Annotated in this window: 13 protein-coding genes and 1 pseudogene; 8 read left to right on the forward strand and 6 right to left on the reverse strand. The window is 63.1% G+C overall.

Annotated elements, in window-relative coordinates:
- Positions 1 to 8 precede the first annotated feature (8 nt).
- The 5 genes and pseudogenes from G455_RS0115500 to G455_RS24320 form a co-directional block, all read left to right on the forward strand.
- On the forward strand, positions 9 to 1,298 hold the full coding sequence (locus G455_RS0115500) for an ABC transporter substrate-binding protein (protein WP_028094532.1): 1,290 nt from the start codon (positions 9 to 11) through the stop codon (positions 1,296 to 1,298).
- A 68-nt stretch (positions 1,299 to 1,366) separates the two neighbouring features.
- Complete coding sequence (locus G455_RS0115505; RefSeq protein ID WP_028094533.1) at positions 1,367 to 2,338, forward strand: carbohydrate ABC transporter permease; 972 nt, start codon at positions 1,367 to 1,369, stop codon at positions 2,336 to 2,338.
- Positions 2,328 to 3,200, forward strand: coding sequence for a carbohydrate ABC transporter permease (locus G455_RS0115510; protein WP_028094534.1), 873 nt, complete (start codon positions 2,328 to 2,330; stop codon positions 3,198 to 3,200). The genes G455_RS0115505 and G455_RS0115510 overlap by 11 nt, the downstream gene beginning before the upstream one ends.
- Positions 3,200 to 3,958 carry a tyrosine-protein phosphatase gene (locus G455_RS0115515; RefSeq protein ID WP_035366863.1) on the forward strand — a complete coding sequence of 253 codons (759 nt, stop codon included), beginning with the start codon at positions 3,200 to 3,202 and terminating at the stop codon, positions 3,956 to 3,958. Before G455_RS0115510 ends, G455_RS0115515 begins: the two co-directional genes overlap by 1 nt.
- Positions 3,958 to 5,031 (forward strand): annotated as a pseudogene (locus tag G455_RS24320) (ABC transporter ATP-binding protein); the annotation flags it as partial. The gene G455_RS0115515 and the pseudogene G455_RS24320, both read left to right, overlap by 1 nt.
- Before the next feature lie 345 nt (positions 5,032 to 5,376).
- Here the strand turns inward: G455_RS24320 and G455_RS27120 are convergent.
- Genes G455_RS27120 through G455_RS26960 form a run of 3 tightly spaced genes read right to left on the reverse strand, consistent with a single transcriptional unit; the run spans position 5,377 to position 6,621 of the window.
- Positions 5,377 to 5,586 carry a LysR substrate-binding domain-containing protein gene (locus tag G455_RS27120; RefSeq protein WP_051312559.1) on the reverse strand — a complete coding sequence of 70 codons (210 nt, stop codon included), beginning with the start codon at positions 5,584 to 5,586 and terminating at the stop codon, positions 5,377 to 5,379.
- Positions 5,583 to 6,005 (reverse strand): LysR substrate-binding domain-containing protein, encoded by a 423-nt coding sequence (locus G455_RS27125; RefSeq protein WP_051312560.1) that lies wholly within the window; start codon positions 6,003 to 6,005, stop codon positions 5,583 to 5,585. Before G455_RS27125 ends, G455_RS27120 begins: the two co-directional genes overlap by 4 nt.
- Before the next feature lie 22 nt (positions 6,006 to 6,027).
- Positions 6,028 to 6,621: a hypothetical protein gene (locus G455_RS26960; protein WP_229861802.1), complete on the reverse strand. Its 594-nt coding sequence runs from the start codon at positions 6,619 to 6,621 to the stop codon at positions 6,028 to 6,030.
- 158 nt (positions 6,622 to 6,779) lie between these two features.
- On the opposite strand from G455_RS26960, the gene G455_RS26965 reads away from it, so the two are divergent.
- Together G455_RS26965 and G455_RS0115540 are read left to right on the forward strand one after the other, a co-directional pair.
- Positions 6,780 to 7,139 carry a MoaF-related domain-containing protein gene (locus G455_RS26965; RefSeq protein WP_051312561.1) on the forward strand — a complete coding sequence of 120 codons (360 nt, stop codon included), beginning with the start codon at positions 6,780 to 6,782 and terminating at the stop codon, positions 7,137 to 7,139.
- A 179-nt stretch (positions 7,140 to 7,318) separates the two neighbouring features.
- Complete coding sequence (locus G455_RS0115540; RefSeq protein WP_028094538.1) at positions 7,319 to 8,038, forward strand: SDR family NAD(P)-dependent oxidoreductase; 720 nt, start codon at positions 7,319 to 7,321, stop codon at positions 8,036 to 8,038.
- Positions 8,039 to 8,349: 311 nt separating this feature from the next.
- On the opposite strand, the gene metG is transcribed toward G455_RS0115540, so the two are convergent.
- From metG to G455_RS0115555, 3 genes are all read right to left on the reverse strand, one after another.
- Positions 8,350 to 10,068, reverse strand: coding sequence for a methionine--tRNA ligase (gene metG, locus G455_RS0115545; protein WP_028094539.1), 1,719 nt, complete (start codon positions 10,066 to 10,068; stop codon positions 8,350 to 8,352).
- 40 nt (positions 10,069 to 10,108) lie between these two features.
- Positions 10,109 to 10,324 (reverse strand): hypothetical protein, encoded by a 216-nt coding sequence (locus G455_RS0115550; RefSeq protein WP_028094540.1) that lies wholly within the window; start codon positions 10,322 to 10,324, stop codon positions 10,109 to 10,111.
- A gap of 96 nt (positions 10,325 to 10,420) precedes the next feature.
- Positions 10,421 to 11,644, reverse strand: coding sequence for an MFS transporter (locus G455_RS0115555; protein ID WP_028094541.1), 1,224 nt, complete (start codon positions 11,642 to 11,644; stop codon positions 10,421 to 10,423).
- A gap of 233 nt (positions 11,645 to 11,877) precedes the next feature.
- Between G455_RS0115555 and G455_RS0115560 the strand changes: the two genes are divergently transcribed.
- Positions 11,878 to 12,924, forward strand: a complete 1,047-nt coding sequence (locus G455_RS0115560; RefSeq protein ID WP_028094542.1) for an aldo/keto reductase — start codon at positions 11,878 to 11,880, stop codon at positions 12,922 to 12,924.
- The last annotated feature ends 17 nt before the right edge of the window (positions 12,925 to 12,941 follow it).

Genomic DNA, 12,941 nt, shown 5'->3' on the forward strand with positions numbered 1-12,941 from the left:
GAGACCCCATGAAAACGATCCTGATCGCCTCCACGATCGCCCTGAGCGCGACAATGGCAGGCGCCCAGACCATTCCGCAGGAAGTGACCGAACCGGTTACCATCACCTTCTATAACTATAACCTGAGCAGTGCCGGGGGCGGCGCCGATGCCACGCGCAAGATGATCGCCGAGTTCGAGGCGCTGAACCCTCTCATTAAGGTCGAGGGCGTGCCGGTGCCGGCGCAGGACATCACCGCGCACGTGCAGGCTGACATAGTGGCGGGCCAACCTGTCGACGTGGCGCAGATCACCTTCCCGAACCTGGGATACCTGGCTGAGAACTTCGGCGCCAAGGCGCTGGAAGACATGATCGCGCCGGCTGAGCTCGAGGCGCATTTCGAAGGCATGGTGCCCAACGGTCTTGAACTTGGTCGTATCGCCGGGAAAGCCTACGGCCTTGCCTATACCTTCTCTACGCCGGTGCTGTTCTACAATGCCGACATCTTCCGTGAGGCGGGCCTCGATCCCGAGCAACCGCCCCGGACCTGGAGCGAATTACGCACTGCGGCCGAGGCGGTTGCCGAGAAGACCGACCACCTGCCGCTGGCAACGGGCATCTATGGGCCGACCGCGCTGGATTGGCTGATGCTGGGGAGCCTCAATTCGGCAGGTGGTTCGGTCATGAATGACGACCGGACCGAGCTGACCTTTGCCGACCCTCAGGGTGTGATGGCCATCGAGACGATGCGCGATCTGGCTCAGAACGAGCTGATGGGCAACATGTCGATCATGGCGCAGATGGAGGGGATGGCCTCGGGCAATACCGCGATGTACCTGCAATCCTCTGCCGTGCAGGGCTATCTTGTGGTGGGTGCCAAGGATAATTTCGAACCGCGCACCGCCGCCATGCCCGCTTTCGACGGTTATCCGGTGAAGCCCAGCAACTCGGGGGCGGCGCTGATGACCTTCTCGACCGATCCGGCCAAGCAGCGCGCAAGCTGGGAGTTGATGAAGTATCTCACCTCCAAGCGCGGCTACACGGTGATCACCTCCGAGATCGGCTATCTGCCGCTGCGCCCCGAGATCGTGAATGATCCGGAATATCTGGCCGACTGGGCCGCTGCCAACCCGTTGCTGCAGCCGAACCTCGAACAGCTTTCCGACATGACGCCCTACCGCCCCCTGCCGGGTCCCAATTACCTGCAGATCGTGATCTCGATGATGGACGCGATGGAGATGGCGACCTTTGGCGACGATGACGACGTCGCCGGCCAACTGAGCAGCGCGCAGGAACGCCTGCAGCGCATGATGCCCTGATCCCGATCGTACGACGATCCAAGGACGGCGCGGGTAGGCTGCGCCGTTCCTCATGGAAAGGTTCAGACATGTCCGACGCTCCTTCTCGCGTGCACGTGTCGTGGCCCGGTCAGGCCCGCAGGCGCAATACGCCCCTACGCAGGGGGGACCGCGCGCTGCGTCCTTATCTCTACCTGCTGCCTGCGGTGGCCTGTTTCGTGATCTGGGTCTATCAGCCCCTGTTCGAAGCATTCATGTTGAGCTTTCGGCAATGGAACATGCTTCCAGTGTCGCCCAAGCATTGGGTTGGCCTCGATAACTACTGCAACATCCTGGAGCTTCCCAAGTTCTGGCAGGCGTTGTCGAACACCTGGTACTATCTGTTGGGGTTGATCCCGCTGGCTGTGGGGCTGCCCTTGGTGATCGCGCTGTTCACGCAGGACTTACCGCCGCGCCTACGCAACCTCTATCGGGGATTGATCTTCGTGCCGATGATCATTCCGCCGGTCGTGGCGGCTGCCGTGTGGCGTTGGCTGCTGGATCCCGGCCACGGCATCATCAATCTTGGCCTGCAGAAGCTGGGCAGCTCGCCGGTGGATTTCCCGTATGACCCGGATATCACGCTCTGGACCATTACCTTTATCACCGGCTGGAAGCTCGTCGGTTTCGCGACGCTGATCCTCTCCGCTGCCGATGCTGCGATCGACACGTCGCAGATCGAGGCAGCCCGCTTGGATGGCGCCTCCAAATGGGAGATCATCCGCGATATCCGGCTGCCGCTTCTTTCGCCGACCCTAATGCTGCTGATCCTGATGGTCGTGCTGTTGGGTGCGCAGTGGAGCTTTGCCTACATCCATGTCCTGACCGAGGGCGGACCGCTCGGCTCGACCACGAACATCTACTACCTGCTCTGGCAATTCGGCTTCGGCTCGCTGTCGGTGGGCTGGTCATCTGCCTCCGCAGTCACCCTATTCGTCGGCGTCGGCGTCGGCGTCGGCTTCGGCTTGCTCGCCGCTGCCCTCTTCGCCCTTAAATCCAAGGTGACATTCCATGACGACTGACGCGGCCCTTCGTGCGCCCCTGCATCGTTGGCGCCGCCGCGCGCGCCTCCTGCCCAAGGGGTGGGACAATGCCGTGGGTCAGGTTCTGATGATGATCGTCTCGCTGATCTGCGTCTTCCCGGTCTATTGGATGATCGTGACGTCGCTGCGCCCGGAGAACGAGATCTTCTCCTCCGCGCTCTGGTCCGATGCCGTCAGCCTGGACAACTATGCCTATGCGCTCGGGACGATGCCGATGGTCCGGATGCTGGTGAATACCTTTACCGTCTCGCTGGTCGTGACGCCGGTGCAGCTTCTGACGGGTATCCTCGCGGGGTATGCCTTTGCCCGCTGGCGCTTCCGCGGTGCCGGCTTCCTCTTCGGGGCCATCGCCCTGACCTGGCTGGTGCCGCTTCAGGTCGTGATGATCCCGAACTACCTGCTGGTCGCCCGGATGGGGATGATCGATTCCCTCGGTGCGCTGATCCTGCCGCATGTGGCCTCTGCCTTCGCGATCATGTTGCTGGCCCAGGCCATGCGCAGCTTTCCCTCCGAGGTGATCGAGGCCGCGCGCATGGACGGCGCTACCCACGCACATATCCTGTGGCAGCTCATCGTGCCCAATCTGCGCGGCACTCTGGCGCCCCTGGCGATCCTGATCTTCATCACCACCTGGAACGAATATTTCTGGCCGCTGCTGCTGACCCGTTCGCCGGAGAATTCGGTGGTTCAGATCGGGCTGCAGATGTTCATCACCGCAGAAGGCACTCAGTGGGGGCCACTCATGGCGGCCTCGACGATGGCCAGTCTGCCTATCCTTCTGATCTACCTCGTGCTGCAGCGCCAGGTGATCGCCTCCTTCATGAAATCCGGACTTCGCTGATGACTGATCTCAGACACATTCCATTGGCGGGCTGCTTCAACATGCGCGACCTCGGCGGTTATCCGGCGGGCGATGGCACGACGGTCTGGCGCCGCGCGTTGCGTGCAGACAGCTTGCATCGCGTCGATGCTGATGGCCTTGCCACCTTGGCTGGCATGGGCTGCACCGATGTGATCGACCTGCGCCATGCGGAGGAGGCCGGCGCGCAGCCCAACCCCGTCGCGGCCGGTCACCCCACGATCCGATATCACAATGTGTCGCTTTTCGGCGCGCTGGACCCGACCCGCACCGATCTTGTCGAGGCAGAGGATGCGCTTCTGTTGCTGTATTGCGAAGCGATGGCGGTCAGGGCGGCTGAGGTCATCGAGGTGCTACGCCTGCTTGCCGCAGCCCCGGGCACCGTGGTTTTCCACTGCACTGCAGGCAAAGACCGGACCGGTATCATCTCGGCCCTGTTGCTGTCCCTTGTCGGTGTGGCGCGCGACGACATCGTCGCCGATTACGCGCTGACCAGCCGGCAGGCTCCTGCGATGTTCGCCGCCCTGCGCCGCGAGGTGGAAGCCGCCGGACAGGACTTTGACGTCAATGCGCCGCTTCTGGCCAGCGAAAGCCCGACAATGGAGGCCTTCCTCGACCATATCGACCAGACCCACGGGGGGGCAGAGACCTTTCTTCTGGCCAATGGCCTCACCGGGGCCGAGATCGCCCGCATCCGTGCGCGCATGCTGAACGAGACTTTCATCCAGGGAGCTGCCTGATGTCCCATGTGTCCATCCGCAACCTCAAGAAAAGCTATGATGGCGTTCAAACCCTGCACGGGCTGGACCTGACCTTTGAGAAGGGCGACTTCGTGGTGATCGTCGGGCCTTCCGGTTGCGGCAAGTCCACTCTGCTGCGCATGATCGCGGGGTTGGAGACGATCACCAGCGGCGAGATCGCCATCGCCGGAGAGGTCGTCAACGACCACGAGCCGGCTGACCGCGGCTGCGCCATGGCATTCCAGAACTACGCGCTCTATCCTCACATGACGGTTGCGGCCAACATTGGCTATCCGCTGAAGCTGGCCCGCGTGCCGCGCGCAGAGCGTGATCGCCGGGTGCGCGAGGCGGCAGAGGTTCTGGGCCTGACGGACTATCTTGGGCGCCGTCCCAAGCAACTGTCGGGCGGGCAGCGCCAGCGCGTCGCCATGGGCCGTGCCATCGTGCGCGAGCCGGCCCTGTTCCTGTTCGACGAACCCCTGTCCAATCTCGATGCCAAGATGCGCGTGCAGATGCGGATCGAACTCCGCCGCCTGCACCGCAAGCTCGGGGCGACATCGCTGCTGGTGACCCATGACCAGGTCGAGGCCATGACCATGGGCGATCGGCTGGTCGTCATGAATGCGGGGCGGATCGAACAGACAGGAACCCCGGCAGAGATCTATGCCCGCCCCGCATACCACCTTCGTGGCGAGCTTCCTGGGCGCGCCGGCGATGAACCTGTTCCCTGCGCGGGTGGAGAGCGATGGCACCACCCGGCTGGACATGGCGCCTGACACGCCGCCTGACACGCCGCTGCACACCGGTCTGCGGATCGCACCGGGGACCAGCTACACCTTCGGCATACGCCCCGAAGATCTCATGGTCAGGCCCGTCGGCCAGCCGGGCCTGTCTGCCCGCATTGACCAGATCGAAGACCTTGGTGCAGCCGTATCGCCCATTGCCAGATGGCAGAAGACTATGCCTCGGCCGTATTGCCTCGTGAAGCGGATTACCGCGAGGGCGCGCGGATTTCCCTCGTCCCGGATGCCAATCATGTCCATGCCTTTTCGGCACAAACAGGTGTGCGTCTGTTTCAGGAGGGCCGAGAGACGATGCGGGAACCGATGAAGGGGAGCGGCCCGGGGATCGTGGATGCGAAGAATGAGGCTGCCGTGCTCAAGCGGCGGACTTCATCGTCCGGAGCTGGCGCTTGTCTTCGTTTTTCGGCGCCTTGCGTTGTTGCCGGCCAAGAATGCGGGCATGTCTTGTCTTGTCTTGTCTTGTCTTGTCTTGTCTTGTCTTGTCTTGTCTTGTCTTGTCTTGTCTTGTCTTGCCGCGCCAAACGTTTCCCGCGTCCGTGGGGCGCTTTATGCGGACAGTTCCGGCCGGTTCTGCCCGGCGCGGTCAGCCCTTTTTTCTTTGCTTTTCCGCGCTGATCAGCAGTTTCGTGAATTCCACCACACGCGGAGGGCGGAAGCGCGCGGGGGGGGATAGACCATGTAGATGCCTCCCTCGGGCAGGCGCCAATCGGGCAGAAGTTTTACCAACCGCCCGTCCCTGAGCGGCTCGGCAACGAGAAAATCGGGCAGGCTCGCCGCGCCGAGACCGGCCAGAACCCCTGCCAGTACCGCCGGTGTGGTGGTCATGCCGGCCACGACTCTTGGCCTGATGCGTACCCGGCGCCCGTCCTCGCTTGTGAACTCGTGCCGGGGGGCTCACGCAGCGCGCTGTTCGTGACAAAGGGCCATGGCCCGAGAGCCTCCGGGTGGGTCGGGGGGGCGAACTGTGCTGCCAGGGACGGCGCCGCCACGAGATGCTGCATGATGCTTCCGACCCGTCTTGATTTGAGGCTGGAGTTTGAAAGCCATCCGAGCCGGATCGCGAGATCCCAGTCGCCCGCCTGCAGATCCACCAGACTGTCGCGGAGATCGAGCGCCACCGTGCAGGCTGGATAGAGCGCGCGGAACTGCGCAAGCACAGGAACAAGGAAGCTTTGTCCGTAGTCGAGCGGCGCCGCGATCCGCAGCAGCTCAACCGCCTCAGTCCGATCATCGGTCTGAGGCAACCTCCGAAAGGAACAGAATATGTCATTGCATGCAGAAACTTACGTCCCCGAAGATGCCATCTTCCCCATCGCGTCGACCCTGATCTACGGCGAAAGCGAAGCCGTTCTGATCAACGCGTAGTTCCAAGCCTCCAAGGCGCGGGAACTGGCGGATCGGATCAAGGCAGTCGGACGCAAGCTGGCCACGATCTTCATCTCGCACAGTGATCCGGACTACTACTTCGCGCTCGACACCCTGCGCGCCGAATTTCCCGATGCCCGTATCGTGGCCACAGCGCAAACCGCCTGGCTGATCGAGGCGACCAAAGCCGACAAGCTGACGGTCTGGCAGGATCAACTCGGCGACGACGCCCCGCAGGAACTGATCACGCCGGATGCTCTGATCGGCAATATCGTCATCGAAGGCGAAGAGATCGAGGTGCATCAGTCCAAGGACGACCCGGCCCATATCTTCCTGTGGGTTCTCGCACTGAAAACCGTTCTGGGCGGCGTTTCCATCTTCACCGGGGCACATCCGTGGATGGCCGACACGACCAGCCTTGAGGCGGCCGACCAATGGATCGCGCGGCTTGAGGAGATCGCGGCCCTGTCCCCTGAAAAGGTGATTGGCGGCCATATCATCGGTGCGTTCTCCGACGCTCCCGAGGTGGTGCCGTTCTTTACCGACTATCTGCGCACCTGGCGTGCCGCGGCCGAAAACGCCCAGTCCTCGGCGATATCATCGACCCGGTCCTGCGGGCGTATCCGGACCTGCCGGTCAAGGATTTCCTCGACATGTGCGCAAAGGCATTCACCGGGGAAATCCCGTGGGAGGTTGCTCAGCTCTATCCCTTCGTCGGGCGCAAGGCGAAGGCCGATTTCGGCGATTTCGCCTTCGGCCTGGATTTCAAGACCAACCGGGAGATGACCTTCACGGATTTGACCGGGGCGTTCGGCGAGTTGTCCGATACGGTCAGTTATACCGCCGTCGCGATCCGGCCGGGCGTGTTCATGGCCTATTGGTTGGAACCCAACAGCACCCGCTCCAATGTGACCCATGTGCAGGATATCGCCGGGGGGACCGTCTATACCAATATCGCGGCAACGGATGGGGCGTTCACCAACCTGAAGGGCAAGCTGAGCCTGATGAACTAATTCGACAACGCAGGGCTGAGGGCTGCCTCTGCCCCGCAATGAAACCACCGGGTCGCATCCCACGAAACAGGCCGATCAGGCAGAGACCTGCCCCTCTTGCCGCGTGATGGTCCAGGCTTCCTGAACGGAGATAATCGACGACATCGGCAAATCATTTCCTCGATGGGCAGGTCGCTCTCGTGACCGGCGCGGGTGCCGGTATCGGCCGGTCAATCGCGCTTCACTATGCAAAGGCAGGGGCACAGGTTGTGGTGGCCGACCTCAACGATGACGCCGGGGCAGAGACTGTCCGGCTGATCACCGAAGCCGGCGGCGTCGCCCAGTTCCAGCACACCGATGTGGCCTCGGCCAAAGATACCGATTCGCTCGTCGCAAAAGCGCTGTCTACCTATGGCAAGCTCGACATTGCCTGTAACAACGCAGGCGTAGCCCCGCCCGCCACGCCGCTGGCGGAAATCGACGATGGGTTGTGGCGGCGCATCATGTCGATCAATCTTGATGGCGTGTTCTACGGTATCCGCGCACATATCCCGGCGCTGGTGCAAAATGGCGGCGGTGTGATCGTCAATGTCGCCTCGATTCTCGGCCAGGTCGGATTTCCCGGCATGGCACCTTACGTGGCCACGAAACACGCGGTTGTCGGCCTGACGAAACAGGTTGCAGTGGACTATGCCGACAAGGGCGTTGGCGCCATTGCTGTCGGACCCGCCTTCATCAAGACGGGCATGGAGGATAATCTCGATCCCGCCTCGCGCGCAGATCTTGATACCGCGCATCCGGTCGGTCGCATGGGCGAACCCGAAGAGGTCGGCTCTGTCGTGGCCATGGTGTCCGCACCGAACTGGACCTTCGTCAATGGTGCCTATCTTCCGATTGACGGTGGCTATCTGACGCGCTGACCCTGATGCGACCCATCGGCGCCATCATCCCCGATGGCGCGGATGGTGCAGACCGGGACCAATGGGGCCGGTTCCGGGCCCATTGATTTGTTCAGATCGACATGATGCCGTGTTGGCGTCTTGTGTCCCGATGTCCCATGACAAGCCCCGTGTCGATGACCTCTGTGGTCTGAGCGGGATAATCTTCCTCGACTGAAATGGCTTGTGATGGCCCGATACACTGGTGGAACGGGGCCGCATAACGCGGGAGCCGTTGCAAATGAAAAGGGCGCGCCATTGGCACGCCCTCTGTCTTGGTTTCAGCTGTCGCCTCAGGTGCGGATGCCGGCGAAACGGGTCTGCCAGTCTTCGCGATCCTCGTCGCTGATCTTGGCGAACAGCACGTCCGGCACGCTAAAGGCATGGCCGGCGGGCAGGGCGGCAAGCGCTGTTACGACATCGGCGGGCCAGCTCTGATCTTCGATCCGCATCGCTTCGACCAGCGTGGCAGAGGCGAAGGGGATGAAGGGGGCCGAGAGCACCGCGTAAAGCCGGATCAGGTTCAGCCCCAGCCGCACCTGCATCGCCGCGCGCTCGGGGTCTTCCTTGAAGGTCGACCAGGGGGCGGCGGATTGCAGGTATTCATTGCCCGCGACCCAGATCGCCCGCAGTTCTTGCGAGGCCTTGCGGACTTCCATCGCTTCCATGCAGGCCTCATAGGCGCGCAGGCGCGCGGTCAGATCGGCGATCAGCGCCTCTTCCTGCGCGCCATAGGTGCCGCCCTCGGGCACCACCTCGCCGAACTTGGAGCGGCAGAACTTGGTAATCCGGCTGACGAAGTTGCCCAGCACGTCGGCCAGGTCCTTGTTGACCGAAACCTGGAAGTTGTCCCAGGTGAATTCCGCGTCCGAGCTTTCCGGCGCGTGGCTCAGCAGCCACCAGCGCCAGTAATCCGCCGGCAGGATCTCCAGCGCCTGATCCATGAACACACCGCGCCCGCGTGAGGTGGAGAATTGGCCGCCGTCATAGTTCAGATAGTTGAACGACTTGATGTAATCGACCAGCTTCCACGGTTCGCCCGAGCCCATCAGGGTGGCGGGAAAGCCCAGAGTGTGGAACGGCACGTTGTCCTTGCCCATGAATTCGACGTAACGGACGTCGTCGGCGCCCTTGTCGGTGCGCCACCAGCGTTGCCAGGCGCTATCGTCCAGCCCCTTGGCATCGGCCCATTCCTTGGCGCAGGCGATATATTCGATCGGCGCGTCGAACCAGACGTAGAAGACCTTGCCTTCCATACCTGGCCACTCCTCGGCGCCCTTCTTGACCGGGATGCCCCAGTCCAGATCACGGGTGATGCCACGGTCCTGTAGCCCGTCGCCGTCATTCAGCCATTTCTTGGCGATCGAGGTGGTCAGTACCGGCCAGTCGGTCTTGCTGTCGATCCAGGCCTCCAGCTTGTCCTTCATCGTCGATTGACGCAGGTAAAGGTGCTTGGTTTCGCGCAGTTCCAGGTCGGTGGAACCCGAGATCGTCGAATGCGGGTTGATCAGGTCGGTCGGGTCAAGCTGCTTGGTGCAGTTGTCGCATTGATCGCCCCGTGCACTCTCGTATCCGCAGTTTGGGCAGGTGCCCTCGATATAGCGGTCGGGCAGGAAACGGCCATCGGCCTTGGAATACATCTGCTGTTCCACCACTTCGCGGATCAGCCCGTGTTCGGCCAGCTGGCCGGCGAAATGCTGGGTCAGCCAGTGGTTCTGCGGGCTCGACGAGCGACCGAAGTGATCGAACGACAGGCCGAAGCGGCGGGCGATATCGGCCTGCACTTCATGCATCTCTGTGCAATATTGGTCTACCGGCTTGCCGGCCTTGGACGCGGCCAATTCCGCCGGGGTGCCGTGTTCGTCGGTGGCGCAGAGGAACATCACTTCATTGCCACGGCCGCGCTGGTAACGGGCAAAGAGATCGGCGGGGAGCTGCGAGCCCACCAGGTTGCCCAGATGCTTGATCCCGTTGATGTAGGGGATCGCGGAGGTGATGAGAATGCGTGCCATGGGATGCCCGACTGTTTCGTGATCGGACATCCCTTACATTTCAGGCCGCCGAAAGGCCAGAGGCAAGCGCGCGGGGGGAAGGCGGGACGCCGGTCAGATCGTTGGGCCAGATCGTTGGGGCAGTATGGCCGCCGCCGAGCAGATGATAGGGCCCGGTGATGAAACTCGCCCGGTCCGACAGCCGGAAACAGGCCTGCCTCGCCAATTCCTTGGCGGCCGTCTTGCCGATGCCCGGGGCGACGTTGGTGAGGATCACTGTCTTGCGTCGAGGTCGAGAGCCAGGATGGTCTCCTTTCTTCTGCGTCGCGCTCAGGGAAAGCGGCCAGCCGGCGGGGCGAGGGGCGCGTCGCGCCTAGGGGTCACGATCACGCTGTCGCCCGGTCAGCCGGCCGATCAGGAAGGATGTACGTGGGCTGTAGATATAGCGTGTGTGCCGCTGGGCGGGACGCGCCCGCATGCGCAGCAGCCCGAAGATCACCAGCAGGGCATGTGCTGCCGAGATCAGCAGGAACATGGCCGGGGGGCCGTAGGCGCCGATCAGCAGAGAGGCTGTATAGGGCGCCGCGATGGCCCCCAGCGCGAAATAGAACATCAACGCCGCCGACAGTTCGACGCGCTCCGAAGGTTCGGTGAAATCATGCGCATGGGCGACAGAGACCGAATAGATCGGAAAACTGGTCAGCCCGAACAGGAAGGCCGTGCCCATCACCCCCCAGGTGCCGATCTCTTGCGCGGCGATGGTGATCCCAGAGGCCAGGATTGTCGCTGCCGACAGCCAGATCAGCACTCGGCGGCGGTCGAACTTGTCGGCAAGCCAGCCGACGGGATATTGCGCCAGCGCGCCACCAAGGACGAATGCGGCGAGGAAACTGGCGATCTGATCGGTGCTAAGCCCGACCTCCTGGCCATAGACCGGCCCCACCATCCGGAAGGAGGAGGAGGAGAGTGCCGCCACCAGCACGCCCGCCACCGCCAGCGGCGACCGGCTGAGCGGAAGGCCGGGGCGCAGTCGCGGCGCGGACGGCGTTTCGGGCTGTGCCGCGCGGGTCAGGGTCAGCGGCAGCAGTGCCGCGCAACACAGGATCGCGAGGATGTTGTAAGAGACATAATTCGCCGGGGCGAGCACGCCGATCAGAAGCTGCGCAAGCAGCGAGCCGCTCATGTCGACCACCCGATAGGTGGCCATGGCGCGGCCGCGTGTCTCATTGGTGACCTTGGCCTGTAGCCAGGCCTCGATCACCGTATAGCAACCGGCAACGCAGAGCCCCGAGGCCATCCGCATCACCGCCCAGGCGGCGGGGCTGATCACCAGCATATGGGCCAAGAGCCCGATCGCGCCGGCCGCGGTGAAGGCTGCGAAGGCGCGGGAATGGCCGATGGTGCCCATCAGCCGCGGCGCCCACCAGCAGCCGATGAAGAATCCGAGGAAATGGGACGACCCCAGCACGCCGATCTCGGCGGTGGAAAACCCCAGTGACAGGCCCGATAGCGCATCGAGCGGACTGACCCCGCCGGTCGAAAGCTGTAGGAGCAGGATGGACAGGAAGAGGGCGAAGAAAGAGACGATCAGGCGCATGGTCCACCCACCCTGATGGTCTTTGTCCGGATGTCGAGCGGTTTTGCGACATATCGCGTCGCCCCGACCCGTCGTCAGCACCGACAGCGCCTTTTTTCTAGCCGCAGACCTGCGACCAAAGGCGTGCCGGGTCAGGGCGGGCGGTCCGCGGCGCTTTCCGATTGCCCTTGCCGATCAAGCCGCTAGGGTCCGGTCCGACACAATACTCGATCCGTTTGGAAGGACTTCGCGCGATGAAGATGAATCCACTGGGCCGCACCGGCCTGATGGTGACCGAACTTTGCCTCGGCACCATGACCTATGGCAATCAGACCCCGAAGGAGGAGGCACACGCCCAGATCGAGCGGGCGCTGGCTGCGGGAGTCAATTTCATCGACACCGCCGAGATGTATCCGGTGAACCCGCCCCGGAAGGAAACCATGGGCCACAGCGAGGCGATCGTGGGGGACTGGATCGCCGCCAACCCGGGCCGGCGGCAGGAGTTCGTTCTGGCCACCAAGCACTCCGGCGAGGGCTCGATGGTGGCGCGCGACGGGGCGCCGATCTCGTCGAAGACCATCGCCGGGGCCATCGAAGGCTCGCTCAAGCGGCTGAAGACCGATGTCATCGACCTCTATCAGTTCCATTGGCCCAATCGTGGCAGTTACATGTTCCGCAGGAACTGGACCTATGATCCCTCGGGCGGGGACCGCGCGGCCGTGATCGACAATATGGTCGATTGTCTCGAGGCGCTGAAGGCGCAGGTGAAGGCCGGTAACATCCGTTACTTCGGCCTGTCGAACGAAAGCGCCTGGGGCACTGCGCAATGGCTGCGCCTGGCAGAGGAGACCGGCGGCCCCCGTGTCGCCACGATGCAGAACGAATATTCGCTGCTTTGCCGGCTCTATGACACCGATATGGCGGAGCTGTCCTGTTACGAGGATGTCGGGCTTATGGCCTATTCTCCACTGGCGGCCGGGTTCCTGACCGACAAGTATCGCGATGGTGCGGTGCCGGAGGGATCGCGCATGTCGCTGGTGCCGGAGATGGGCGGGCGCAAAACGCCTTACGTCGATGGTGCGGTCGAAGCCTATGTGGCGATCGCGGAGCGGCACGGGCTCGACCCGGTGCATCTGGCTCTGGCTTGGTGCCGCACCCGGCCGTTCATGGCCAGCGCGATCTTCGGCGCCACGCGGCTGGAGCATCTGGACCGTATTCTGGGATCTGTCGAGGTGACGTTGAGCGAGGAGGTCCTGGCCGAGATCGACCAGGCGCACCGCGCCCATCCGATGCCCTACTGATCGCCGCAGGCGGGGGG

The sequence above is a fragment of the Pseudodonghicola xiamenensis DSM 18339 genome, from assembly GCF_000429365.1.
GTDB classification, from domain to species: Bacteria; Pseudomonadota; Alphaproteobacteria; order Rhodobacterales; family Rhodobacteraceae; genus Pseudodonghicola; species Pseudodonghicola xiamenensis.